Origin of the sequence: Desulfitobacterium sp. LBE (assembly GCF_007830365.1) — a bacterium.
Classification (GTDB): domain Bacteria; phylum Bacillota; class Desulfitobacteriia; order Desulfitobacteriales; family Desulfitobacteriaceae; genus Desulfitobacterium; species Desulfitobacterium hafniense.
This window is the reverse complement of record NZ_VLKD01000001.1, coordinates 4,538,605-4,564,135: the sequence shown is the minus strand read 5'-3', so window position 1 is coordinate 4,564,135 and position 25,531 is coordinate 4,538,605. Positions and strand designations below refer to the sequence as shown.

Sequence of the window (25,531 nt, the reverse complement as noted above, 5' to 3'; positions counted from 1 at the left end):
AGCTTTTCCTCCCTTCCTAACGGTCACAACAGCTGTAGCATAGCTCAAAGCTCTTATTAATCAACGGGAAATCCGGAACAATGTTCCCCTGCACAGCCAAGGGAACTGCAGCCCAATTGGCATAGGAGGCTGAACGAATCCGGCAGCGATAAATCTTCCCCTCATCATCCAGCATCAGCCAGATAACATCCGTTCCCCGGGGAGATTCGGCACAACCCCAGGCGAAAGAATAAGGCTGGGGCGAAAAAGCTCCTGAGCCGTTAAGGTCAAAATCGCCCTGCTCCACTGTATCCTGTAAAAAGTCTCCCTCAAGAAGTTCAGCAAGTAAGGCAAAACTTTGTTTCACTTCCCGCACCCGAACCATAAGCCGGCTCCAGACATCCCCTTCCTGCTCCACCTGAGGCTCCATCTTCAGCTCCTCATACAAAAGATGAGCATGGCGCTCCCTCCAGTCCTGGGAGATTCCTGAGGCACGAGCCGCCGGACCGGTGACTCCCAGGTCCAGGGCACTTTGCTTGCTTAGAACTCCGGTGGTTATCGCTCTCTGGCGAAACCCGTCATGTTCCTGAATCAGCGGCAGCCACTCTTCAAAATCCTGCTCCAGCTCAGCCAACCGCCTCTGCAGGTATGCCCTTTCCTCCCGTTGGGGGATCTTCTTGACTCCACCGGGGGTGATGTTTCCCCGCAGGAAACGGTGCCCGAATAACTGATGATTGAGACGCTGGAGCTGCTCTTTATTCTGCAAAGCATTCCCATTGCCCAGGGCAAAGCCCACTCCGGCGCAGAGGTTGCCGATATCCCCCACGTGATTATAAAGCCTTTCCAGCTCAGCCAGCACAGTCCGCCAGCCCAATATCCAGCGGGGAACCTGCATCCCCTTAAGCTTCTCCACCGCTTCACAATAGGCCAGGGCATGACTGACCGCACACACTCCGCACACCCGCTCCACAATTTTTAATCCTTCTTCAAGATCCTTGCCTTCCAGAAGCTTCTCAACCCCTTTGTGAGTATAAAAAAGCTGGGCATCAAGATGCAGAACCGTTTCCCCAATGGTTTGAAAGCGGAAATGTCCCGGTTCAATGATCCCGGCATGAATAGGCCCTACCGGAATCTCGAAGGTCCCCTCACCTTCAGCTTCAGTAAATGAAAGGGGCTGAGGATTGAAGGAGACTTCTTTCAGTGCCTCCCCTGGGCATTCGCCGCCTATAGGGACGGGGGTCTCAGGACAAGGTTTCCGCAAAGGATAAAAGCCTTCAGCCCAGCCTGGATGAAGAACGAGAGGGCGCGGATCAGGATGCCCATCAGGGTGAAGCCCCAGCAGATCCCTTACCTCACGTTCCGGCCAGTTCAGAGCCGGACAAAGAAGGGTTAAAGAAGGAAAACTCTTCTCAATTCCCTGTGCCCCTAAAGTAAGGGTGAAATCACCGGGAAAATGGAGGAGCAGATAGATCACAAAACCATGACCTAAGCTGCGTTCATCATTTCCTACATGGGTCATCAGCAAGGGACGGGGTGGAACCTTCAACCAGAGCCGCTCCATGACCTCAGGCAGGCAAGCAGGCTTCAGCCAAACCAGTCCTTCATTTTTTGTCCAGAGACCAAAAGAAAAATCCTCCGGTTGCTTAAGTACCCGCTCTTCAAAATAATTGCGTAAGCTTGCCGAACTCTCCATACTCCCCACCCCTTCCCAGAATCAATTCCACAACCTGATTTAAGGCCTGGTTGAGGGGTTCCGGAACGAACACTCCCAACATCAGGACCAGAATCATGGGAACAGCTAACCAAAGCACTTCTTTGCCTTCTCCCTTATCTTTCAAGCAGCGTTCACCCGGTGTACCAAACAGCATCCCCAAAAAGTGATAGAGGAACCCCGCAAAAATAACTGCTAAAAATAAAGCCGTTAGAAAACCTAAGATCGGGTGATGATTCTGGAAGAATCCGGCCATGATGCTGATTTCAGAACGGAAGGTTCCAAAGGGCGGCATCCCCGTAATAGCCAGCAAACCCATAAACAGAATCCCACCCGTATAAGGCCATAAGCTCATAACACCTCGAATCTTGGGGATCTGGCGAGTACCTATCATCTGCACCACACGGCCAACAACCACAAAGAGATTGGCCTTTGTCAATGCATGAAGAATGAGATGAAAACAGGCCCCCCACACAGCAAGAGGAGTGCCCAGTCCCAGACCCAAAGCGATGATCCCCATATGCTCCACACTGGAGTAAGCCAGGAGGCGTTTAATGTCTTTTTGCAAAAGAATAAAAGCCATCATAGCACCAAGAGAGATTAATCCAAAGACAAGCAGCAGCTTTCCGGAAAAATCCGGGCCCAGACCTGTTTGGCGGACCAGGATATGCCAGCGCAGAATGGCATATAGAGCACAGTTAAGCAAAACCCCGGATAATAAGGCACTGACCGGAGAAGGGGCTTGACTATGGGCATCCGGCAGCCAGGGGTGCATAGGAACAAAGCCAACCTTAGCCCCATATCCGATAAAAGCAAAAATACAGCCCAACTTGACTAAGGCCGGATCCAATTGGGGGGCCATTCCCACCAGAAGTCTCCAGTCCAGAGCAGCCAGGCTATAGCCATTGATCCTCCCTGATGCTGCATAGAGAATCATCGTTCCCAACAAAGCAAAGCTGATGCCCACCGTACAAAGAACGATATATTTCCAGGCGGCTTCAACAGCGGTTTTTTCCCGATAAAAGCCCACCAGGAGAGCCGTCGCCAACGTCGTCCCTTCTATGCCTACCCACAAGAGTCCCAAGTTGGGAGTACTGACCACCCAAAGCATGGTACCGATAAACATCCAGACCCAGAAGTAATACCGGGGCAGCCGGCTTTGGGGGACCTTCCCTGCTGCTACCTCATGCTCCATATAAGAAAAGGAATACACAATCACATAAGCGGCAATCACCACAATCACACCGAGAAGCAAGGCACTCAAAGCATCCCAGGAAAAAAAACCTCCCCAAATGCTTTGCGGGCCCTGGCAGAACACCCGCAGAATCATTTCCCCAGCCAGTCCAAGCAGGGCTATGAGCGCCAAACTATTGAACAGTCTCAATGCCCGGCTGCTTGTGGAGATCAACATACAAAAAGCTGCCACAATGGCAACAACTATAAACATTCAGCTTTCCTACCCTTTCAAAGAATTAAGCCGCTCAACATTCAGCGAGTCAAACTTTAGAATCATCCGCTGGGCCAGGACCCCTAAAATCAAAACCCCGATTAAAACATCAAAGATCACCCCTACTTCCACTAAAAGAGGCATACCGCTGGTGAGCAGGAAGCCCGCCAAGAAGATTCCATTATCAATCAAGAGAATTCCCACCACTTGAACCAAGGCTACTTTGCGAATCACCATAAGCAACAGCCCATAAAAAAGCAAGGCAAAAGCAATGGCCAGACCATTACGCAGTGCAGGCTCCACTAAGGAGAGCAGCGGTTGAGTTATGGCATAGGCCAGGATAGTTAAGGCCGCTGCCGCCACCAGGGAAGAGGTTCGGTGAAGAAAGACTTCTCCTACCCATTGGGTGTGGGATAGATCGGCGGTACGTTTTAGCACCCAAGGAATCACTCCTCCCTTGACCAATAAAGAGAGGAGAGCAATGGCAAGGATCTCCCATTCGGATTCTTTTACTCCTTCCAGGAAAATCAGCGCTGAGAGAAATACTGCCTGCCAAGTCCAACCCATCAGGGCTTTCTTCAGTTTGACACAACCGACTATATAGAGACCGAGGGCTAAAAGAGCAAAGAGCACCAGCTGTTGAAGATTTTCCAACGTTCCTTCCACGTCATATCCCCCCTTTCGTAATCCAAAGAGTTAAGAGAGCCAAGACAGCCGCGGCCAAACCCATAGCCAGGACATTGGGAATCCGAAAAAGTCTGACTTTAACATTGATGCTCTCCAGGGTAGCAAAGAAGGTACCCAGTAAAGCGAGGAAACCGATCTGGAGAATTCCATGGCTAAGCAATATCCCAAAAGGAATTCCCCCGCTCCAGCTGTTCATAACCTGAATATTCACAGGTAAAATCAAGAAAGCCAGCAGTTGCAGCAAAAGCAATTGCTTCAACTGCTCCGCCCAAGTCAGAAAACCTAAAGAGGGTCCCGAGTAATCCAAGAGCATTCCTTCATGAATCATCGTCAACTCCAGATGAGTATCGGGGTTATCGACCGGAATCCTCCCCAGCTCGGCGATGACGATCACAAAAAGAGCGAACAAGGCAAGAATCCGGGGCGTTTCAAAGATGGATAGGCCTTGCAGCGCAGCGCTTATTCCCATGAGCGAAGTCGTCTCTGTCATCAGGGCCAGGACGGCCAGACTCAGAATAAATCCAGGCTCCACTAAAGCCGCTACGAAAACCTCACGACTGCTTCCCATACCGCCAAAGGTTCCCCCCGCATCCAGGCCGGCAAGAGCCAGAAGGAACCGGGCCAGACCTAGGCTTGCCGCCAGCCAAAACAGAGAACCCATGGAGTGGATGGGCGCCCATCCCCAGGGACCGGGAACAACACAACCGGCATGGATCGTACTTCCTAAAACAAGTGAAGGCGTAACCAGGAAGATCCAGGAAGCATGCTCTGAGACAACCTCTTCTTTCCTCATGTACTTCCAAAGATCCCGGTAAGGCTGGAAGAGGGACGGTCCCTGACGCATCTGCCAAAAGGCTTTTACTTTTTTTATCCAGCCTTGCAGCAAAGGCGCAGCCAGCAAAAATATCAACAAGTGCAGCATGGAAAAGAAGATTATTCCACCATTCCATTCTCCAAAATTCAACATCCGCTTTCCCCCTCACATAGTCCAAATCAACACAACCACTAAGGTGATCAGAATATAAGCTAAATAGGTGTGAATACTGCCGGTTTGCAGGATGCGAATTCGTTCCGCACACCGCAAAAGCAACTTCATGGCAGGCCGATAGAACACTTCCTCCGCCATCTCACGGGTTCGGCCACGATAGTGCAGGGACTGTAACACATAAGGGGTTTCCCCAAACTTCTTATCGATGATGGGGCGAAAGGCCAAAACCTTTTTCATAGCTATCCGCAAAGGCATAGTTATCCCTAAGCCCGTGTATTGCATACGAGGGGTTAGGGGCACACCACAATTCCAGGTCCCTGCTACTCTCTTGCGCTTTCTTGCGGATAACTGATAGAGTGTCACTGAAAAAAGGCCTAACAGCAAGATGTAAGGGGTGATCAGGTTAAAGAAATCTGCCCAAAGCGGCAGAGCTAAACTGTCGGTGAGTGGAGAATCGCTTGTATCTTTCAACACGTGAATGGGGACACTTATTAGTTTCCAAAGGCCTTGAGGATACAGCGTTGCCAGGAGGGTCAGCATCATGGCCATTGCCATAGATACCGTCTGAGGCCAAGGCAGCTCCTGAGCATTTGCAGCATTTGCCGACCGAGCCTGCCCCAGGAAGGCTCCGGCAAACCACTTCACCATAGTTGCCAGAGCTAAGGCAGAAATAAACGCCAAAGCTGCCAGGCTCAAGGGCAGGGCCAGCTTGAACAGTCCCCCTTCCACTTGAACGGAAGTCTTCCATAAGGCGTGAAATAGCAACCATTCCCCCCAAAAACCTCCCAAGGGTGGAAGCGCGGAAAGCCCCACAGCGCCAACCATTGCCCACAAGCCCGTCCTGGGCATTTTCTTAAGTAAACCACCCATTTGGTCAAGTCTTTTTGTATGTGTTGCCTGGATGATATTTCCCGCGGCCATAAACAAGCCGGACTTAAAAAGGAGATGATGAATCCCATGCCAGAAGAAAGCAGCCAGGGCAAGGACCACTAGGTCCGAATAGCCCAGGGTCCGGGCAATCATGGCCGTTCCTAAAGCCATCGTAAGAATACCCATATTCTCTACTGTGGAATAAGCCAACAAACGCTTTACATCCTGTTCTACACAAGCATAGAGAATTCCGATAAAAGCAGAGAGCACTCCGAGTGCCAGCATTAACCCGCCCCACCAAAGTTCCATGGGGGCCAGAGTCAACCACACCCATCTCATCATCATATAGAGAGCAATTTTAACCATCACCCCGGACATTAATGCGGATACTGGAGAAGGGGCAACGGGATGAGCGTAGGGCAGCCAGATATGAAAAGGCACCAACCCCGCCTTCGTACCAAAACCAATCAGAAAGCATAGAAAAAGACCGTTCTTTTCCCCCGGACTTAAAGTCGGGGTTATGGCAGCCCAATCCCCATAGAGAAAACTTCCGGTCTTACTGTAAAGATAGAGAACTGCCGCAATCAAAAAAACCGTTCCCACATGGGTCATGACAAAATAAATGAACGCCGCCCGGCGATTGGAGCTCTCTTCGTGTTCATATATCACCAGCAAGAACGAAAAAAGGGACATGAGTTCCCAAAGAAAAAGAAAATAGAAGCCATTGTTAACGATTAAAACTCCAGCCATACTCCCCAGAAAAGCTGCCCAGGATAAGGAAAAGGAGAGGAGAGAACGCTTCCCCTCATAATCTTTCATATAGCCCAGACCATAGAGAGATGCAATACCTTGCCCAAGCAAGAGCACTAAAAGGAAGAAGGCTGTCAATCCATCGCAAGAAAAGCCATCCCCATGCCACTGCCCTGAAAAGTTGTCCATATGGAAATTCCAACCCAGAAAGAGAATGCCCAGGATTGCTATCATTAAGGATAGACCCATGGTTCCTACCCGAATACCCCGCTCTATGTTTATCATCACAACCTCATTCCTTCCAGCATAAAAATAATTGTACTACAACACAAACAACTTCTAAGGTTGGACAAGTTGCCTATTAGTAATTGTTATATAACACGCACTTCCTAATCTTACCCCTTTTCCATCTCAACACACAAGTAGCGAAAGCTTGCATTTTCCTGCTTATTCCCCCTGATCCATAGCTCCTGGGTAATTGAGCCGTCATTCCACTCCCTAGCCTTCTAAATCAAGCTTAAACCCGCAAATTCATTTTATTGCGCAAAAACACACCCGAAAACGCGGGTGTGTTTTCTGCCTATTCAGATGACTCATTAATATCGGGCAAAGAGCTCTGCCATTACCTGGTGTCCCGCCAGATTAGGATGGATATGGTCGGAGCTGAGCAGCAGCATTTCCTGGCCGCTAAATGCCTTGGCAACCGGCACCACGATTCCTCCGTATTGTCTGACCATTTGCGTGACACTATGATTGGCCTGTTTGAGCAAAGTATAAGCAAAAAGATTGGTTTGCTTATCCATAGGGGGTAAGGGATTATAGATACTGGCTATCTTGAGCACGGTTAATGAATTAACCCTTCTTATCTTATCCCCCAATACCATAAGATTTTGTTGGAAATCCCGCAAAGTCAGCTCAGGGTTGACCCATTGGCCTAAAGCTAAACCCTTGCCGAGGGCGAGCAGATCGTTTGAGCCAATGGTCACCGTAATGACTCTGGCCTGCATAATTAAACGCTGTACGTGGGGCTGTTCAACCATAGCAACCAGTTGGCTGCTTGTCAGACCATTAACCCCCAGATTCTCATAGCCTAGATTCGGAAAACAGGACAGCAAGGTTGAATAATACAGGGTAGCAAACGAACAATTGAGCCCCACCCCATAACCTGTCGTTAATGAATCACCTAAGGCCAGATAGATACCATGCATAGGGCTTGCTACCACCTTTCAATGTGCTCCTTACATAAATTATGCACCAAGCACCCGATATGGTAATCAATTACTCCTGAGCCACGTTCACCCAGTCTGTTGCCACAAGCCTTGCCAATTCCGCAACGGTCAGCTTTACAGCCGCATCAGGAGCGCCTGCAGCCGGATAGACTACAGCGTACTCCTTTAATGATTGATCCAAATAAACGGGAATTTCCTGTCTTAAGCCAAAAGGACAGACCCCTCCCACCGGATGCCCGGTCATCGCCAATACCTGCTCAACCGCAGGCATTTTGGGCTTCCCTTTGAAGGTATCCTTAAACTTCCGGTTATCCAGCCTCTTATCCCCGGCCATAAGCACCATGACAAAATCATCATGAACCTGGAGCAGAAGAGACTTGGCAATTTCCCCCGGGGTAACACCCAAGGATTCGGCAGCCTTGGCAACCGTACTGATATCTTTAAACTTCAGAATAGGTACCTTCATTTCCTTACTATGAAAAAATTCCTTCACCATTTCAACTGACATAATGACCTCCTTAACATGTTAAAAGCCTGATTGCTAAACTATGCAATCAGGCTTTTAGTGAGCTAAGATCCTAGAAGTTCACGCACGATCTGGTTAACCAGTTTGCCGTCAGCGCGTCCTTTTGTCTTCGGAGTAATTTTGCCCATGACTTTCCCCAAATCTTTCGGTCCTTGAGCACCGACTTCGGTAATCGTCTCTTGGGCTAACTGGCGTATCTCCCCTTCAGAAAGCTGCTGAGGAAGGTATTCCATGAGAACGGAGATTTCCTTTTCCAGGGCTTTCACTGTATCGGGGCGATTCGCCTTAGAAAACTCTTCGATCGAATCACGACGCATTTTAACTTCTTTAGCTAAGACTTCGATGACTTGCTCATCGTTAAATTCAACTTGCTTATCTATTTCAGCATTTTTAATGGCGGCCCGAGCCATGCGGATGACGGAAAGTCTAACCTTCCCCTCCTCTTTGGCCTTCATGGCAACCTTCATATCCTCAACGAGGCGTTCTTTCAGGGACAATTCAGTGCAACTCCTTATTTGAACTTACGTTTACGCGCAGCTTCGGATTTTTTCTTCCGCTTAACACTAGGCTTTTCATAATGCTCATGTTTACGAGCCTCTGATAATACGCCTGCACGCTGACAAGTACGCTTGAACCGGCGGAGTGCGCTATCCAGGGATTCGTTTTTACCGACTTTAATTTCGCTCATTATCTTATCCCTCCCTCCACTGGATCATGTACAGATATACTAGATAATTATACTGGATGAGATGGACTGCGTCAAGTTCTGAAAGCTTTTCAACAGATTTTTACACCCAAAGGCTGTCCGCCAATCACGTGAAAATGCAAATGCTTCACCACCTGACCTCCATCGTCACCACAATTGTTGACCACACGATAACCTGAATCAGCGATACCCGACTCTTGTGCCAGTTTTTTAGCCACCACCAAAATGTGCCCTAACAAAGCTTCATCCGCAACGTCGATGTCATTGAGGCTTTCTCTATGTTTTTTAGGAATCACAAGCAGATGTACCGGGGCTACAGGATTAATATCCTTAAAAGCCAACACATGCTCATCCTCGAAAATAACCTGACTGGGAATCTCTTTATTGATTATTTTGCAAAAGATGCACTCCGACATAAAAACCCTCCCTCTATATTATATGCAAAAATCCCGCTGTTCGCTAATCTTCAGAGAAACTTGAAGCCCAATGAATAGGATGGATGAGGAAATAAAATGGTCCTTTATTATCCTCTAATTGCAGATAGGGGAACGGTTCCCAGATACCGCCCACATCACTGGCATAAGTGAACTTTTCGATGATCGCTCCATAAGCTGTTCCGATAAGGCCATAATCCAAAGGATTTTCTCCTTCCATAACAGCCTGAAAATTGGTAAGTTTCAGCTGCCTGTTCTCTTCCGCTCCATGGGAGGCGATGGTATAGATATCCCCATGGAGTCGTTCGAATTCAGCTATTTCAAATTTCAGGCGTCTCCTCAGCTCCTGCCGGACAGCGGGAGTTACCTCATCGGCTGATTTTAAGCCCATCTCCTGAGCGTAGAAAGCCAACGTCTCATAATGCAGCCCCACTTCATGACCCATGGCCTTCACTTTCCGGATCACTTCCGGATCAGCAGTGCGCCACCGGAAATAGTAGGTGCTTTTGACTCCCCGGGTCTGTTCTATTTCCGCCATTTTTAAGGCATAATCCGCCACTTCATCCACATCATGCCTTAGAATAAGGGTTTTATCCGTTATTGGAACATGGTTATAGTAATCCATTACTCTTATGGGGGTATAACCGAGCCGAAGAATCTCGTCCAGGTAATCCTGATAATGATGTTCATCCACCGGCAAGGTGACCTGTTTATCCTTGGGATACTCATTGGTCAGCTTCAAATGCCGGATAGAGCCCATATATCCGGGAGGTTTAGCTACGATTTCATATTTTCCGGGAAAAAGGCGCTTATTCAAGGGCGATTTCCCCACATAACTGCCATTGATATAGATGGGGATTTTCCGGCTCCGGTCGGTATCGATATGAAGCTTTATACTGTCCCCAGTCTTTTCGATGGTCATTTCGCCCTTGGCTTTATTCCAGGTTGCAACTTTCCCGCCGGATTCAACCATAGTTATGAAAGGGGGAATGGTATGCCGGTTGAATACCAGATGGGGCGCGGGAAAGGTCACTGGGGGCATCATCAAAAAAGCGCCCAGGCCCAGTAAGATAACGAGAACTAAAACCAAACCTGTAATTTTCCACCCTGTTGGCTTAAAAAACCGTTCTTTTGCAGAAGGGCTGTCTTTTTTCATGTGGTTTTCCCCCCATAAAGTTGGCTACCCTATAAAGTTATCCATTAACCCGCACATGGTTTTTTTCCAGTACGCACTCTACCAATTCGCCGCCTTCCCAGGGTTTTCCTTCACGGGGAGGCAAGTGCACCTGAATATAGTTCCCTGTATGACCTGCCGCTACTCCTTCCGGACTGACCCGCTCGATCAAGACTTCCACCCTCTGCCCGATAAATCTGCGGACATAGTCTTCCTGGCTCTCTCTGGCCACTTCCAGGAGAGCTTTGACACGTTCCTCTTTGATTTTGTTGGGGATCTGCTCAGGATACTTGGCAGCAGGAGTTCCTTCGCGCTTGGAATAAGGAAAGACATGAATTCCGGAAAAACCGCAGGAACGAACTGTCTCCAGCGTCTCCTGAAAATTTTGCTCCGTCTCCCCCGGAAAACCAACGATCACGTCCGTTGTAATGGCAATCCCCGGCTGCAGGCTCGTTAAGCGTTGAATGAGCTCTTTGAACTCCTTTACAGTATAAGGTCTTTTCATGCGAGTTAAAATGGCATCGCTGCCGCATTGCAAAGGAATATGCAGGTGGGGGCAGACCGCGGGATAATTGATGATCACATCGATAAGTTCAGGGGTAAATTCCATAGGTTCAATAGAACTCAAGCGCAAACGGTGCAGCCCTTTAATCTGAGCAAGCGCCTTGACCAGCCGGGCCAAATCCCAATCCTCTCCCAGATCCTCTCCATAAGACCCTGTATGAATTCCTGTCAACACGATCTCTTTATACCCTGCCGCAACCAGCTTTTCCGCCTCTGTGACGGCATTCTCAGGGATTCTGCTTCTGACCGGTCCCCGGGCATAAGGGATAATGCAATAGGTGCAAAATTGATTACACCCCTCCTGGATTTTTAAGGTCGCCCTTGTCCTGCTTTCCTCTTCGATCAAGGGCAGTTCTTCGAAGGTTTTGGCATCCCAGATGGTGCGGACGCTGCTCTTGGGCTGCTGTTCCTCTTTCACCTGGTCGATCAGTTCCAGGATCTTTCCCCGATCCTGGGTTCCTAAGACCAGATCGACTCCCGCAATTCCGAGGATTTCTCCCGGGGCGGTCTGAGCATAACACCCCATAACCACCACGAAAGCGTCAGGATGAGCCTTGACCATACGCCGGATGGTTTGCCGGGACTTAGCATCCCCGGTATTGGTCACGGTGCATGTATTGACCACCACCACATCCGCCTTCTCTGTGGAAGACACCACATGATAGCCGTTATTTCGAAATAGCTGCCCTAAGGCCTCACTCTCGGTCTGATTCACTTTGCACCCAAGGGTAACAAAACACACCGACGCTGGATTTTTTTGCTGTAATGTACTCATAGTCACCCCCGCAGATAGTTTTTAGGCCTGAAGGCAGACGGATTAAAGGTTCAGCCCAAATCACCATAATGCCCTAATACCAAGGTGAGAGCGGCAAGGGCGGCCGTCTCCGCCCGGAGAATGCGCGGGCCTAAGGAGATGCTTTGGGCGTTGAGGTGCTCCTGAACCCAAAGAACTTCTCCTTCCTCGAAGCCCCCTTCCGGGCCGATGATCAGTGCTATCGGCTCTTGTGAACTGAAGTCCTTCAGCACCGAGGAGAGGGTCCTGGTTTTCTCGTTTTCATAAGGAATTAGCCACTGGGTAGTCGGCGGAAGCAGAGCTTTAAGCCCCTGCCAATCGGTTACGGAAAAGATCTGCGGTTCCCGGACCCGGTGGGATTGCTTAGCCGCCTCGCCGGAGATCTTTTGCCAGCGTTCCACCCGGTCTGCAGCCTTGCTCCCTTCCAGCTTCATCACAGCCCGTTTGGTGCGCAGGGGGATTAAACCCGCCATTCCCAATTCCGTTCCCTTTTGGATGACCCACTCCATTTTTTCCCCTTTCGAGAGGCCGGCTGCCAGATAAATCCGGGTAACAGCTTCTACTTCCGGGTAATCCTGCTCCAGGATGCCGCAGATTACGCTTTGCTCTTCTATTTTATTAACGACTGCCTTGTACTCCGCCCCCGTGTTGTCAAAACCGATGATCCGGTCACCCACCGCAAGACGCAGGACCCGGACAAGATGTTCTCTTTCCGGTCCCTTAAGCCAGAAGACATGGTTCCCCAGTTCGGAGATTTTAAAGCGATGCACGTTGCCACCTCGCCCGCAAGAGGACCCAGCCTGAATCTTCCTTCTTCTCCAGAACTTCCAAACCATGCTCGCCCAATCCTGCTTCCACATCGGAAGAACGGTGTCCGATAATCCCCGAAGCGAGGAACTCTCCATCCTCTTTCATGATGCGCTTTAAGTCAGGGATCAGCATCAGAATAACATCGGCAATGATATTGGCCACCACTAAATCGGCCTGTCCCTGCAGCACTGTTCCTAGATCTCCTTGCCGGACACTGATCCGGTCTGCTACCTGATTGAGTTCCACATTTTCCTGGGCTACTTTAACGGCAACGGAGTCCAAATCGATGGCCTCCACCTGAGCGCCTAATTTTGCTGCTGCGATAGCCAGAATCCCTGAGCCTGTTCCCAGATCAAAGATCCGCATATCCGGCTTCACCGTCTCCTCCAGGGTCTCCAAACACAAGGAGGTGGTGGCATGAGTTCCCGTACCAAAAGCCATCCCAGGATCCAGCTCCAGGATAATGTCCTCAGGCAGAGGGGTTACTTCTTCCCAAGAGGGTTTGATCAAAAAATGCCGGCCAATGCGCACGGGCTTAAAATAAGCTTTCCAAGAGGTAGCCCAATCTTCTTCCTGCACAGTCAGGCCTTTCACCTGGAGAACCCACTCCGGAAAGCGCTGAAGCAATTCCTTCAGCCCTTCGTCAAGCTGACGGAGCTTAGGCTGGAGTTCGTGATCTTCACAGATATATCCTTTGACCACAGAAGTTCCGGTCAGGGCAATCTCGCCAAAATCATGGTAATCCCAATTCCCGGATTCCACATAACTTTGAAGAAGCTCCGGATCTTCCACACTCACCCCTGGGCAGCCCAGTTGATAAAAAAGATCGGCAACAGCTTCCTCTCCTACCGATGAAACAGTTACCGCAATTTCACGCCAATTCATGCTTCAGTGCTCCTTTTTGAATCAGGGGGACAGGTCCCATTTTTCAGTTTTCAGGACGACTATGAATCAAGGGACCTGTCCCCCTGATTCACTAGATTGACTATAGATCGATAGCGTCCCGGATATTTTCTTTGACCTTCTCGAAGAAGGATTTTTTGCCCATCTGCTGCTGATCGCTGGTGACTTCCCCAAACTCACGCAGCAACTCCTTTTGGCGGTCGGTAAGTTTAGTCGGAGTGGCCACAACCACTCTCACATGCTGATCCCCTCTCCCGTTGCCGCGGCGGTAAGGAATGCCATGACCCCTCAGCCGGAACACCGTAGCAGTCTGGGTGCCTTCGGGTATCTTCATTTTGACTTTGCCATCCAAGGTGGGAACATCGAGCTCCGACCCGAGGGCGGCCTGTACAAAGGTTATGGGAATCTCGCAATAGACGTCGTTCCCTTCTCTTTCAAAGAATTTATGGGGTTTCACATTGAGGACCACATAAAGGTCTCCTGATGGGCCTCCCCGCAGCCCTGCTTCCCCATTGCCGCTGAAACGAAGGTTAAGGCCATCCTCCGACCCTGGGGGGACAGTGACTTTAATGGTTTTGACCTTCCGTGTGGTTCCCTTGCCACTGCATTCCTTACATGGAGAAGATATAAATTGACCTGAGCCATTGCAGGCAGGGCAAGTTCTTGCTGTTTGAATCGCGCCAAAAGGAGTCCGTTGGGTAGCTTTAACCTGCCCTGTTCCGTGACATTGGGAACAGGTGGTAGGATGGGTGCCGGGGGCTGAACCGGAGCCATGGCATTCCGTGCAGGTTTCTTGACGGGGAACCTGAATCTCTTTCTCGGTACCAAAGGCAGCCTCTTCAAAAGTAATGGTTAAGTCATAGCGAAGGTCATTCCCCCGGGTAGGACCCTGCCGCCGCTGACCACCGCCACCGCCACCGCCGAAAAACATATCGAAGATATCCCCAAAGCCGCCGAAATCTCCGCCGAACCCGCCAAAACCTTGTTGGTTGGGATCGAAGGCGGAATGGCCCATTTGATCGTAGCGGGCACGTTTTTCAGTATCGCTTAAAACATCATAGGCTTCAGTTGCCTCTTTGAATTTTTCTTCCGCGTCTTTATCTCCCGGGTTCACATCAGGATGATATTGGCGGGCCAGTTTTCGATAGGCCTTTTTGATTTCTTGTTCGTCTGCGCTATTAGAGACACCAAGTACTTCATAATAATCCCGTTTCATGTTATTCCTCCATCACTCCTGATTCTCCCTCCTGAAGCCTTATCAGCCTTCAGCACATGATGATTGGGCACAGGGGAAAACCCCTGTACCCAATTCTTTCCTTCACTCTGATTATTTTTGATCCTTATCTACTTCAGTATATTCGGCATCCACCACATTGTCATCCCCTTGAGCGCCGCCCGCTCCGGGGTCTGCTCCCATGTCCGGTCCCGGTGCTGCTCCGCCGGTTTGCTGATACATCTTCTCGATGATGGGATAGAGGACCTTGGTTACCCCTTCGGTCTTTTCTTTGATCAGCTCGATATTTTCCCCGGCGGCTGCGGTCTTTAATTCTTCAAGAGCTTTCTTGATGGGCTCTGCTTCATTGTCAGGGATCTTGCCTTCAAAATCCTTCAGGGTCTTTTCGGTTTGGTAGACCATAGAGTCTGCTTGGTTCTTAGCGTCAATCAATTCTTTGCGCTTTTTATCTTCATCGGCATGAGCTTCGGCATCTTTTTTCATCTTCTCGATTTCTTCCTGGCTTAAGCCTGTGGAAGCGGTAATGGTGACCTTTTGTTCATTACCTGTAGCCATATCCTTAGCGGAAACATGGACGATACCATTGGCATCAATATCGAACTTCACTTCGATTTGAGGGATGCCACGAGGAGCGGGGGGGATTCCGGAAAGTTGGAACCGGCCTAAGGTTTTGTTATAGGCCGCCATTTCACGCTCTCCTTGGAGGACGTGGATATCCACAGAAGTTTGGCTGTCCGCCGCAGTAGAGAAAACCTGGCTCTTCGTGGTAGGAACGGTGGTATTGCGATCGATAATCCGGGTAAAGACACCACCCAGGGTTTCAATACCCAAGGACAGGGGAGTAACGTCCACGAGAATAATATCCTTCACTTCCCCGGCCAGAACTCCGCCTTGAATGGCAGCACCCAGGGCTACCACTTCATCCGGATTGACACCTTTATGGGGCTCCTTGCCGCTCAGCTTTTTGATAGCTTCCTGTACGGCAGGAATCCGGGTGGATCCGCCTACGAGAATGACTTGATTCACTTCGTTCCAAGAGAGTTTGGCATCGGCTAAAGCCTGACGGGTAGGTCCAAGGGTAGCCTCGACCAGATCCGCGGTCAATTCCTCAAATTTAGCCCGTGTAATATTCATATCCAAGTGAGCCGGTCCCTCGCCAGTCATGGTGATAAAGGGCAGGTTCACATTGGTGGTGCTCACTCCGGAAAGCTCCACTTTGGCTTTCTCGGCTGCTTCTTTCAAGCGTTGGAGGGCAACACGGTCTTTGGCCAAATCCACACCTTGATCTTTTTTAAACTCAGCTACCATATAGTCAATCAGGCGTTGGTCAAAGTCGTCCCCACCCAGTTTATTGTTGCCGCTGGTGGCTTTAACCTCAACCATACCCTGGGAAAGCTCCAGCAGGGATACGTCGAAGGTTCCTCCCCCTAAGTCAAAGACCAGAACGGTTTGATCCTCTTGCTTGTCTAAACCATAGGCCAAAGCCGCCGCTGTAGGCTCGTTGATAATCCGCTTAACATCCAGACCGGCGATGGTTCCCGCATCTTTGGTAGCCTGCCGCTGGGCATCGGTGAAATAAGCCGGTACGGTAATGACAGCCTCTGTGACCGTCTGTCCCAGATAAGCTTCGGCATCTGCTTTCAGCTTTTGCAGAATCATTGCGGAAATCTCCTGGGGAGAATAGCTCTTATCGTCAATTTTCACTTTGTAATCTGTTCCCATATGTCTCTTAATGGAGATGACGGTCTTATCCGGATTAGAAACCGCCTGACGCTTAGCCACTTGACCGGCCAAGCGTTCTCCGGTCTTGGAAAAACCAACTACAGAAGGAGTCGTCCGATTCCCTTCCGCATTGGTGATAACGACAGCCTCGCCGCCTTCCATAACTGCCACACAAGAGTTGGTGGTTCCTAAGTCAATGCCAATCACTTTACCCATGTTCACTATTTCCTCCTTATCGCACCTAGCGGGACACTTTGACCATGCTAGGACGTATTACTTTTTCTTTAAGATAATAACCTTTTTGAAGCTCCTCCACCACGGTGCTCTCCGGATAGTCTTCTGAATCCACCTGAAGGACGGCTTCATGTAGGTTGGGATCGAAAGGCTGCCCCACGGCTTCAATCGCCGCCAATCCTTCCTTGGCAAGAATGCCTTGCAGTTGTTTGAAAATCATCTCTACTCCTTGGGAAAAGGACTTCATATCTTGAGTGGTCTTGGAAGCTTCCACTGCCCGTTCAAAATTGTCCAATACAGGCAGCAACCCTTCTACAACACGCTCTGAGGCATATTTGGCGAAATCCTCCTTCTCCTTTTGGGTCCGTTTGCGATAGTTGTCAAACTCAGCCTGCAAGCGCTGGAGATGAGTATAGTATTCCTCTGCCTGGTTCTTGGTCTGGTCAAGTTCTGCCTGAAGAGTGAGTATTTTTTCTTCTAAAGAAACATCCTGCTCCGGAGAAGATTCATTCCCCACTTCTTCCTCTTGGACAGCTTCGCTAAGGATTTCTTCAACAGTATCGGTCAAATTTTCCTTTGACTCTTGAGTATTTTTAGTTTCCCATTCGGTCTGACCCGATGGGGGGGTTTTCCCGCCCCAGTTCACCATTATTGAAACCACCTCTCCTAATTCCTTCGTCGCACAGTAAGCAGCTCTGTGAGCGTTCTTGTCATGTAATCCACCATGGCCATAGCCTTCCCATAATCCATACGGGTAGGTCCAATCAAGCCGATCGTTCCCAAAGGCTCTCCATCAATCCAATAGGTCCCGGTAATAATACTGCAGTCCCGAAGTTCCTTCAGTTTATTTTCCCCACCGATAGTCACTGCCAAACCTTCTTTCTGAGGATGCAATACTTTGATGATTTGGGCTCCCTCTTCGAAAATCTGGAAGAGGTTTCTGATCTTTTCTACATCCCGGAATTCAGGTTGGTTCAACATGTTCAGAGTTCCACCCAGGTAGACTTTACTGGACTCTTCAGGGCTATTGCTCAGAACGGCGGAAAGAAGCTCTAAGGCATTGTCAATCAGGAAGCGTTGACGAGTCAGTTCGCTGTATATCTCATGAAGCATATCCCGTTTCACTTCTTCCATAGAATGCCCACGCATCTTATGGTTAAATACGTTGGCAATTCTCTGAAGCTCCTCGGCTGTTACATTTTCCCCAATCTCGACAATCTGATTCTCCACCACGCCATTTTCCTTGACGACCACCATGATGGCTTTGCCGGGTTCATAAGGCAGGAAGTGCATCTGATTAAAGGCGCTCTTTCCCTTGTCCGGCCCGATGACGATACTGGTCAAATGGGTGAGTTCAGAAAGGAGCTTGCTGGAATGGGCAATGACCGTCTGAATCTCCGCAATTCTTTTCGTGGTCTCTTTTTCAATAACATCCTTGACATCATCGGCAATACTGGATTTCTCCAGGAGACAGTCCACATAATACCGATAACCCGCATCCGAGGGAATGCGGCCTGCTGAAGTATGGGGCTGCTCAATAAGACCCAACTCTTCCATATCGGACATTTCGTTACGAATGGTGGCCGGCGAGATGCCTAAATCAAATTTCCGGGCGATGGTTCGTGAACCGACAGGCTCAGCAGTACTGATATAATCCTGTACGATAGCCCGCAGGATCTTCTTTTTTCGCTCGTCCATCTGCATACACATAACCGCCTTTCCACCCTCGTTTTCCTCTTGTTAGCACTCGACCTTAATGAGTGCTAACGATTTATGATATTATAGTACCTCTCACTATTTATATTGTCAAGTAGCAGACAAGGTAAAAAAATGGTTTGGGAAGGATTATACAATGAGACTTTTAGATGAACTCTCTATGACGAACTTCGATAAGCGAAGAAATTGAATTCGAATTCAATTTCTTCGCTTATCGAAATAAAAAATTGTGTATTTCCACATCAAGTGGAGTTACTCTCTAAAACTTATCCCCTCCGGCAAATCAAGTTTATCAAGAGGGGCATCATAAACAAGCGTTCTTGTTTATGATGCCCCTCTTTCATGATGACTTATTTGCCGGGAATCAATACGAATCGGTTCTTAGCTAAGGCATTATTTTACCAGAGCCCTGAGTTCTTCTTCGATCGCCGAGCTGACAGCCCCCTGCCCGCCAAAAATGACGATATCGGAAGGCTTTCTTACGTTCAGATACTCTCTAAGGTCGGCACTGAGACTCTTCTCTACCAAGATGAGGGGATCCTGCAATCTGGCTGAATAAACGCTTCCGGCCAAGGCATCCGGGAAATCCCGACCGGTAGCGATGCTGACTCCCCGACCACTTGGATCAAAGTATTGAGCAACGGCCAGGGTACTTGCATAACGATCCTGTCCGCCAATCCGAATGATGTTCTCTAGTCCTATCCCGGTAAGCTGTGCCACTTCATCCTTGACTCGATCGCTGACCGCCCCTTGTAAGCCAATAATATACACCTTACTGGGGTTCAGTTGCAGTAATTCCTCCTTAATCTCATCGGGTATAGAATAGGGGTTAACGATAAGAAGAGGGAATTGTTGTGCCGCAGCAATACTGCTTACAGACAGGGAATCCGGGAAGCTTTGTCCTGAAGCAATGACCACCGGTCTGCCTTGGGTAACGTCCAGATGGTCGGAGATCCTGGCAGCCGTTCCATAGCGATCCACCCCGCCCAAACGGATGACATTGTTGAATCCATTGCCTTTTACACTGTCTTCCACATATTGACTTACTGCCCTGGTCCCTCCCAGGATATACACCGTTCCTTGAGGCTCCAGATAGCCTTTTAGATATTCTATGAGTTTCTCACAATCGGCTTCACTGTGACCAACCAGCAGGACAGGCGCTTCTTTTTTATAGGCCAGCACACTTCCGGTTAAGGCATCAGGAAACTCATCCGATCTGGCTACAACCACGGCTTTTACTTTACCGTAATAGCTGCCCCGGGCAATGGCTAAAGCGGTATCCACCCGGTTCGCTCCGGAAAGTCTTTGCAACCCTTGGGAGGCTACCATCAGGTATTCATAAGCATTATTAGTGCCCTTTTCACTGATCAGGATTGTAAACAGCCCTTTTCCAGAAATATTCAAACGGCCGTTGGCGTCAAAATCAGCGATTGAAGGGTTGCTGATACTGATGGTGTAGGCACTTTCATTTAAGTTATCTACGCTAATCAGCCGAGGTACACGGTTTTCTTTTTGCGCCTTAGCTTTTTCCTGCTCATTGTATTGGTTTATCGCCTCGATCAAAATTTCCTTCTTAGTCAATTGATCGGCTGGGACAACCAGCACTGGATTTTGAGGGTTGACGATATTAGAGGTATTCTCCGCAGGAGGAGTGACCGGGGGAGTAACCGGACCTACCGGAGCAGAGCCACCGCTGCCGTCTCTATCCCTGTCCCGGGGATCCATGACAATGTCGTAAAGAACAATGTCGGTTCCCACATGGATAATGCCGTTATTGATCCAGCTGTTTCCTATGGTTTCATTGCGCTTATCATAACGGCTGTCGAAGGTATAGTAGCCGGACCTTTTAGCAATAATGTAATAATCTCCATCAGGGATGACCATCCAGGCATAGAATCCAACACTTGAAGTAGGCTGAGGATTGGCATTATTATTGGTTGCAGCCGAGTCTGCCGGCAAATTGACCAATGCCCCCGGAGTACGACCGTTATCCTTGTTCAATTGAGTATCCGCCCAGTAGAGTTCCATAGTCACTCCGTTAATGGGCAGCCCTGTGTCACGATCCGTGACCGTGCCATAAGGGTCGATCAGGATCGTGCTGATCACGATCTCTCCTTCTGCGTTTACAGTGGCTACCGCCTTTCCTATGGTGAGCTTCTGACCGGTGCCGCCGACATTATGTTTCAAATGGATGGTGTAGGTTCCCGGTGCCAGGTTATCAGCCTTGAATATTCCCTCGTTCGTCAGTGCACCGGAACCGGGAGGAATGGAAACCGGGTTTTGATTGCTGTCGACAAGCTCTATTTCATAGCTGCTGCCACTTAATCTTTGAGCACTGCCATCAGGGGCTTTCATCAACGCTACCCCGGTAATGGTCTTGGAAGAATCGAAGCTCTCTTCCGCTGCCCCTGTGATCTCACCGACAATACAAGTATGAGTAAAGATTACTTCTCCCAATGATATACCATCCACAACTACAGGCTTTGTAATGTTCACATTATAAGCCATATTCTCTTTGGGTACGGCAATTTTGTATTTTCCGTCAGACCCGGTAATCATTTTAGCGTAGAAATCGACGATGCCATCTCCATCAAAATCTTCTGCTACCTCCACGATAGCCCCTGCTACAGGCTTTCCTGTTGCATTATCCAAAACAATGCCTTGGATGCTGCTGGGCTCAAAGGTTACTATAATTTCACTGGATGCGTGAAGATTTCTTATATCATCGTCGACCTCTGCCCGAACAATAACAGTTTTACTTTCAATTCCGGACAGATTCGCTGACTTATAAACTACAGAGCATTTTCCTTCATGATCCGTAGTTGCTTCAGAACCACCAGGGAAACTCCCGATGGAGGAATTCCCATCAAGGGCGCTGAAGTCTACTTTAATACCTGGAATCGGATTATTATCCTTATCGGTAATCAGGGCATGGAGTGTGGTGGTTGTATTCCCATCGCCAACAATACTGCTAGGGTCGGCAACGAGAGTAATGATGAAATCCACCAATTCAACATCTTTAGTTAAGGTTAAATTACCGGAGCTATCCGGCTTAACAACACCACTGGAACTATTAGGCATGATATCAGCATCTATAGTCTTGGTGCTGTATTGGGGATTTTCCACGATGATCTTATATTTTCCGAGTGAGACTTTGGAAAATAGGTACTTCCCATTTTGATCTGTCTTTGTTCTGGCGATTTCCTTGCCGCTGAGATCTTTAAGGATGACAGTAGCTTCTGCTATTTCTTCATCTGTCTCCTCATCCGTCACCGTTCCCTCTAAATTTATAGATTTGGGCATGGTCACTGGGCCTACCGGTACGCTGAGCACAGGATCGCCATTTGGAATTCCGGTTTCGGCTCTGGGAGTGACTTCAAAGAAAATGTACCGGCCTTGATCTTCCATGCCTAATGTGTAATCCTGGGAGGTCACTCCATCAATGAGAACCTTGTCACTCCCATCCTGCTTTTGGCCACGATACCACTTAAAGGTTGTTCCTTCTTCCAGATCAACGTCTGCATCCTGATAAGTATAATTACCATTCAGCTTATGACCGATTTCAGTCTTGCCGCTAATACTTACATCGGTTGCCGTTGGAGCGCTATTAGGTGATTGAACAGGCCCCGCTGATGCGCTTACTACAGCCGCCCCTGTTAGAATCCCTGTCTTGGCAACCGGAGTCACTTCGAAGAAAAGGTATTTCCCGATGTCCGCTGCGGTAGCCGTATAGGTTTTGGCTAAGGCTCCTTCTATAGGCACCTTATCACTGCCATCACCGGCGCTGCCCCTATACCATTTAAACTTCGATGCCCCTTCTTCGTCACTCTGTGCATCACTATAGGTGTAACTGCCTGTCAGCACTTGACCCTCTTTTGCTGTTCCATTGATTGTCACATTGTTCGCTACCGGCGGCGTATTAGCACTTGCTGATGGGGTAACTTTAACAACATTTGAGATCCCTGCATTGTCCCCGCCACCCACCAATAGCCTGTAATAATAATCCGTTCCATTATTTAAATCTGGTACGGTTATAAAACTTGTCCCAGGTGTGATAGCTGAACTGGTGGTTACATTGTGGAAATTCGTTCCGTCTGTAGACTGTTGAAGAACTACAACCTCTGCATCCACCGGTGGTGTATAGGTCAGATAGACACTACCGTTTCCAGGAATTCCCGATAAGTCTAATATTGGCCATGGATAAGAATTGTTATCTTCATCAGATATGGACACATTGGTAATCGCAAAGTAAGAGAGCATGTGGCATCTATGTCCAATATGACTGGCGATAAAGCCAAATCCGTTGCCAGCCTTACTTACCGTATTTAGTACTATGTTGTCTAACTTTTTTGTTCCATTATCTTCTAGTGTAACGCTACTTGGAGTTATTTCGAGTTTCAGCGAGTGTATATTACCATCAGCAGGGGCTACGCCACTGCCAATCTCTTTAATCTCACTAAAAGTAGTAAATCCTCCACCACTGGTACCTGTCTTATTATAAAAATCATTAACATTTACTCCATTTATTTGGAATAAGCGAATTTTTCTTTTGCTTATATCTTCGCTATCGTCACTCTTTACTGCACCTGTAAAGAGAATCGCATACCCATACAGCTTGCCCGCGTCTATTTTGCTATTAAGCAAAATACCTGCGCCTTCCATACTGTGATAACTAACCTTGGATAGGTCCATATCAAACTCAATTGTTTTCTTCGCCACGGATTCACTGGGCAACAAAATAAAGTCTTTATATGCATTTTGAGCATAGCCGTAAAATGTAACCCTGCTTCCATTTCCCTTAATAATAATATGCTGATTATAAATTATCCCCAATGGGTTATCATCGCTAATACCATTTGCATCAATAGGATATGCTGGATAGCTAGCTTTACTTTGATCAAACGGCGTTCTTGGTAGTTTAACATCTTCACCCCAGTTCCCCGTATGACCGTAGATCAGCCAGGGAATAGGCTCTCCCGGATACGTGGCAAGTACTCTATCACTTTCTTCATAGCCAGGCCTTGTCACTGTAACATAGATTTCTCCGTAAACCTCGGATAGTTGGTCTATTTCTATCGTTACAGAAGTCTGTCCAGCCTTAACAGCTTCGGTACCACTTGGAGTATTACTTTCTTCAGAAGGATAGATCTTGACTATATCCCCTTCTTCCAGAGAAGATACTGTAACCCGATCGCGAATCCCCTCAATATAGTTCCTCACCTCAATTGCAGAAGGTGTCGTAGTTTTTAAGGGTTCGGAGAAAGGTACCATTGGTATATCTGTCCCTTCCCCATCTGGTGGCCCACCTTCCCCTAACTGCTCACCGGCCCCAACTTCGCCCACTTCCGCTAATACACTCAATGTTCCAAATGGTCCATTGAGCAGCATAGCAAAGGTTAGAAGCACTGCCAGGCACAGCTTGAGTTTCTCGGTGATTTTCCTTCTACTTTTCTTCACTTCTTAATCCCTCTCCTTTCGTTTGGTTTTATGTATAATACACTATTGTATATAATAAGCTATTTTTCCTCACAGAAACCTTACAGCTCAACGCAATCACAAACTCCCTGAAACCCTTGAATACCAGGCATTACACTGTTTTTCTAAATATAGTATTGATTATATATTTATAATTCTTATCACTTTCCGATGCTTCCCAAGAAGAAGTCAACTTTTATTATAGGAATTTTCGGATATGCCAGTATTGAGAAGCCCGGCCAGGGCCTAAGTAATCGCTAATAATCTCAGAATTTTTTTGCCTCTTTTGCTTTATTGGCAATGGAACCTTACAGAATTTATCTAATTATGCATAAAAGCCGTGTTTAATGCTTTGGTAATTCAGCATTAACACGGCTTTTCAATAATATCGCCATTCATTATATCCTTCGAACAGTTGAACACGATAACTATTATTATTATTTCAGGCTAACTTTCCTCAGCAAGGATCTTACTAAGCAGCTTATCAATACGCCGCTTGAGACGTTGATCCAGCTTCATTTTCTGTAAAGCCTCCAGCTTTTCCACGAACTCTTCGTCAAGGGATGCATGCTGTAAGACCTTTTCCGCCACCTCGATCCCTTCCCGGTAGCGCTTTTGGGAAAAATAGCTCTGAGCAAGGCATAAGGCCATTTTCTGATAACAACCAGCTATCTCCTGCCTCTTTTGATAACACCAGAAATAATCCTTTCCTGCCAGTAAATCCCCTTTGTAGAGTTTCATAACTTCTTGCAGAGATCTTTCATTATCAAAGGATTGGGGATTGAGCAGCTCCTTGACATCCCAATACCATTCCATGGGCGGGATAAGCCGGTAGGTCTTTTTGACGGCTTGAATCGTGAAGCCTAAATTATTTTCTTTAAACGCTTGTTTCAAGCGAAATATTGTGGTATATAGGCTTTGCTCAGCTTTATAAGTTTCGGTATTTGGCCATAAACTATCCATCAGCACCCATTTGGACACAGAACAGTCATGAAGCAATAAATAAGCAAACAGCTCTTCAGCCTTTGCAGTCAGCCAGCGTATGGGTATTTGACTCCCGCTCTTAACTTCAAAACCGCCCAGCATCTTTATGGCGATTGAAGGTCCTGCAATCTCAGGTTTTCCTTTTCCCAGCCTCTTTAGTTTGTATACTCTGCCCAGGGAACGTTCCAGCTTTTCCTCAACAATGGGCTTCAGTATGTAATCCAAGGCATGGACACTGAAGGCCTCCAAAGCAAAGCGCTCATGGGCAGTAACAAAGACAACAGCCACCTGATCATCTTGCTCAGCAATTTGCATTGCCAGTTCCACGCCATTCATGCCGGGCATATCAATATCCAAATACACCACATCAGGTTTCAATGTCTCAATACTCAGCAATACTTCAGCAGGTTTCAGAAACATCCCGACGACTTCTACATCCATCCTCTTGCTGAGCATAAGCTCCATGAGATCAAGGGCTGGTTTCTCATCATCAACCAAGATCACCCTCAGCATCAAATCTCCCCTTAACACTGATATTCATGCCATATCTACCGACTCATCCTAATCAAGCCTTACTGCTCTCCTCTGAACAGCT

At 48.2% G+C, this 25,531-nt stretch carries 20 protein-coding genes; all 20 read right to left on the bottom strand.

The window, feature by feature from the left end; genetic code table 11:
• Positions 1–16: 16 nt before the first annotated feature.
• Positions 17–1,672, bottom strand: a complete 1,656-nt coding sequence (locus DESLBE_RS21460) for an NADH-quinone oxidoreductase subunit C (protein ID WP_144678174.1) — start codon at positions 1,670–1,672, stop codon at positions 17–19.
• Positions 1,638–3,137, bottom strand: coding sequence for a hydrogenase 4 subunit F (locus tag DESLBE_RS21455; RefSeq protein WP_144678173.1), 1,500 nt, complete (start codon positions 3,135–3,137; stop codon positions 1,638–1,640). The genes DESLBE_RS21460 and DESLBE_RS21455 overlap by 35 nt, the downstream gene beginning before the upstream one ends.
• A gap of 9 nt (positions 3,138–3,146) precedes the next feature.
• Complete coding sequence (locus DESLBE_RS21450) at positions 3,147–3,803, bottom strand: hydrogenase (RefSeq protein WP_005816453.1); 657 nt, start codon at positions 3,801–3,803, stop codon at positions 3,147–3,149.
• Between the two features lies 1 nt (position 3,804).
• On the bottom strand, positions 3,805–4,791 hold the full coding sequence (locus DESLBE_RS21445) for an NADH-quinone oxidoreductase subunit H (protein WP_144678172.1): 987 nt from the start codon (positions 4,789–4,791) through the stop codon (positions 3,805–3,807).
• 12 nt (positions 4,792–4,803) lie between these two features.
• Entirely contained in the window at positions 4,804–6,717 is a 1,914-nt protein-coding gene (locus DESLBE_RS21440) for a proton-conducting transporter membrane subunit (protein ID WP_144678703.1), read from the bottom strand.
• Between the two features lie 311 nt (positions 6,718–7,028).
• Entirely contained in the window at positions 7,029–7,640 is a 612-nt protein-coding gene (locus DESLBE_RS21435) for a GDSL-type esterase/lipase family protein (RefSeq protein ID WP_144678171.1), read from the bottom strand.
• A 70-nt stretch (positions 7,641–7,710) separates the two neighbouring features.
• Positions 7,711–8,169: a YbaK/EbsC family protein gene (locus DESLBE_RS21430; RefSeq protein WP_144678170.1), complete on the bottom strand. Its 459-nt coding sequence runs from the start codon at positions 8,167–8,169 to the stop codon at positions 7,711–7,713.
• Positions 8,170–8,231: 62 nt separating this feature from the next.
• Positions 8,232–8,684, bottom strand: a complete 453-nt coding sequence (locus DESLBE_RS21425; RefSeq protein WP_011460866.1) for a GatB/YqeY domain-containing protein — start codon at positions 8,682–8,684, stop codon at positions 8,232–8,234.
• 14 nt (positions 8,685–8,698) lie between these two features.
• Positions 8,699–8,875 (bottom strand): 30S ribosomal protein S21, encoded by a 177-nt coding sequence (gene rpsU, locus DESLBE_RS21420; protein WP_005816464.1) that lies wholly within the window; start codon positions 8,873–8,875, stop codon positions 8,699–8,701.
• An 89-nt stretch (positions 8,876–8,964) separates the two neighbouring features.
• Positions 8,965–9,309: a histidine triad nucleotide-binding protein gene (locus tag DESLBE_RS21415; RefSeq protein ID WP_144678169.1), complete on the bottom strand. Its 345-nt coding sequence runs from the start codon at positions 9,307–9,309 to the stop codon at positions 8,965–8,967.
• Between the two features lie 43 nt (positions 9,310–9,352).
• Entirely contained in the window at positions 9,353–10,483 is a 1,131-nt protein-coding gene (locus tag DESLBE_RS21410) for a PEGA domain-containing protein (RefSeq protein WP_011460867.1), read from the bottom strand.
• A gap of 37 nt (positions 10,484–10,520) precedes the next feature.
• Positions 10,521–11,840, bottom strand: a complete 1,320-nt coding sequence (mtaB, locus tag DESLBE_RS21405) for a tRNA (N(6)-L-threonylcarbamoyladenosine(37)-C(2))-methylthiotransferase MtaB (protein WP_144678168.1) — start codon at positions 11,838–11,840, stop codon at positions 10,521–10,523.
• A gap of 50 nt (positions 11,841–11,890) precedes the next feature.
• Positions 11,891–12,628 (bottom strand): RsmE family RNA methyltransferase, encoded by a 738-nt coding sequence (locus tag DESLBE_RS21400; RefSeq protein ID WP_144678167.1) that lies wholly within the window; start codon positions 12,626–12,628, stop codon positions 11,891–11,893.
• Positions 12,615–13,553 carry a 50S ribosomal protein L11 methyltransferase gene (gene prmA / locus DESLBE_RS21395; protein WP_015945154.1) on the bottom strand — a complete coding sequence of 313 codons (939 nt, stop codon included), beginning with the start codon at positions 13,551–13,553 and terminating at the stop codon, positions 12,615–12,617. The genes DESLBE_RS21400 and prmA overlap by 14 nt, the downstream gene beginning before the upstream one ends.
• Positions 13,554–13,653: 100 nt before the next feature.
• Positions 13,654–14,787: a molecular chaperone DnaJ gene (gene dnaJ, locus DESLBE_RS21390; RefSeq protein WP_144678166.1), complete on the bottom strand. Its 1,134-nt coding sequence runs from the start codon at positions 14,785–14,787 to the stop codon at positions 13,654–13,656.
• A 111-nt stretch (positions 14,788–14,898) separates the two neighbouring features.
• A complete protein-coding gene (dnaK, locus tag DESLBE_RS21385) occupies positions 14,899–16,743 on the bottom strand; it encodes a molecular chaperone DnaK (RefSeq protein WP_005816476.1) in 1,845 nt (614 codons plus the stop codon).
• 25 nt (positions 16,744–16,768) lie between these two features.
• Positions 16,769–17,410: a nucleotide exchange factor GrpE gene (grpE, locus tag DESLBE_RS21380; protein WP_005816478.1), complete on the bottom strand. Its 642-nt coding sequence runs from the start codon at positions 17,408–17,410 to the stop codon at positions 16,769–16,771.
• Positions 17,411–17,427: 17 nt separating this feature from the next.
• Positions 17,428–18,465 (bottom strand): heat-inducible transcriptional repressor HrcA, encoded by a 1,038-nt coding sequence (gene hrcA / locus DESLBE_RS21375; RefSeq protein WP_005816480.1) that lies wholly within the window; start codon positions 18,463–18,465, stop codon positions 17,428–17,430.
• A gap of 405 nt (positions 18,466–18,870) precedes the next feature.
• Entirely contained in the window at positions 18,871–23,934 is a 5,064-nt protein-coding gene (locus DESLBE_RS21370) for a cell wall-binding repeat-containing protein (RefSeq protein ID WP_144678165.1), read from the bottom strand.
• 465 nt (positions 23,935–24,399) lie between these two features.
• Complete coding sequence (locus tag DESLBE_RS21365; protein WP_144678164.1) at positions 24,400–25,449, bottom strand: response regulator; 1,050 nt, start codon at positions 25,447–25,449, stop codon at positions 24,400–24,402.
• Between the last annotated feature and the right edge of the window lie 82 nt (positions 25,450–25,531).

Excerpts from the sequence above, each read along its gene's own strand:
- DESLBE_RS21460 (WP_144678174.1), bottom strand. The coding sequence starts at position 1,672 with ATGGAGAGTTCGGCAAGCTTACGCAATTATTTTGAAGAGCGGGTACTT.
- DESLBE_RS21455 (WP_144678173.1), bottom strand. The coding sequence starts at position 3,137 with ATGTTTATAGTTGTTGCCATTGTGGCAGCTTTTTGTATGTTGATCTCC.
- DESLBE_RS21445 (WP_144678172.1), bottom strand. The coding sequence starts at position 4,791 with ATGTTGAATTTTGGAGAATGGAATGGTGGAATAATCTTCTTTTCCATG.
- DESLBE_RS21440 (WP_144678703.1), bottom strand. The coding sequence starts at position 6,717 with ATGATAAACATAGAGCGGGGTATTCGGGTAGGAACCATGGGTCTATCC.
- DESLBE_RS21435 (WP_144678171.1), bottom strand. The coding sequence starts at position 7,640 with ATGCATGGTATCTATCTGGCCTTAGGTGATTCATTAACGACAGGTTAT.
- DESLBE_RS21430 (WP_144678170.1), bottom strand. The coding sequence starts at position 8,169 with ATGTCAGTTGAAATGGTGAAGGAATTTTTTCATAGTAAGGAAATGAAG.
- rpsU (WP_005816464.1), bottom strand. The coding sequence starts at position 8,875 with ATGAGCGAAATTAAAGTCGGTAAAAACGAATCCCTGGATAGCGCACTC.
- DESLBE_RS21415 (WP_144678169.1), bottom strand. The coding sequence starts at position 9,309 with ATGTCGGAGTGCATCTTTTGCAAAATAATCAATAAAGAGATTCCCAGT.
- DESLBE_RS21410 (WP_011460867.1), bottom strand. The coding sequence starts at position 10,483 with ATGAAAAAAGACAGCCCTTCTGCAAAAGAACGGTTTTTTAAGCCAACA.
- mtaB (WP_144678168.1), bottom strand. The coding sequence starts at position 11,840 with ATGAGTACATTACAGCAAAAAAATCCAGCGTCGGTGTGTTTTGTTACC.
- prmA (WP_015945154.1), bottom strand. The coding sequence starts at position 13,553 with ATGAATTGGCGTGAAATTGCGGTAACTGTTTCATCGGTAGGAGAGGAA.
- dnaJ (WP_144678166.1), bottom strand. The coding sequence starts at position 14,787 with ATGAAACGGGATTATTATGAAGTACTTGGTGTCTCTAATAGCGCAGAC.
- dnaK (WP_005816476.1), bottom strand. The coding sequence starts at position 16,743 with ATGGGTAAAGTGATTGGCATTGACTTAGGAACCACCAACTCTTGTGTG.
- grpE (WP_005816478.1), bottom strand. The coding sequence starts at position 17,410 with ATGGTGAACTGGGGCGGGAAAACCCCCCCATCGGGTCAGACCGAATGG.
- hrcA (WP_005816480.1), bottom strand. The coding sequence starts at position 18,465 with ATGCAGATGGACGAGCGAAAAAAGAAGATCCTGCGGGCTATCGTACAG.
- DESLBE_RS21365 (WP_144678164.1), bottom strand. The coding sequence starts at position 25,449 with ATGCTGAGGGTGATCTTGGTTGATGATGAGAAACCAGCCCTTGATCTC.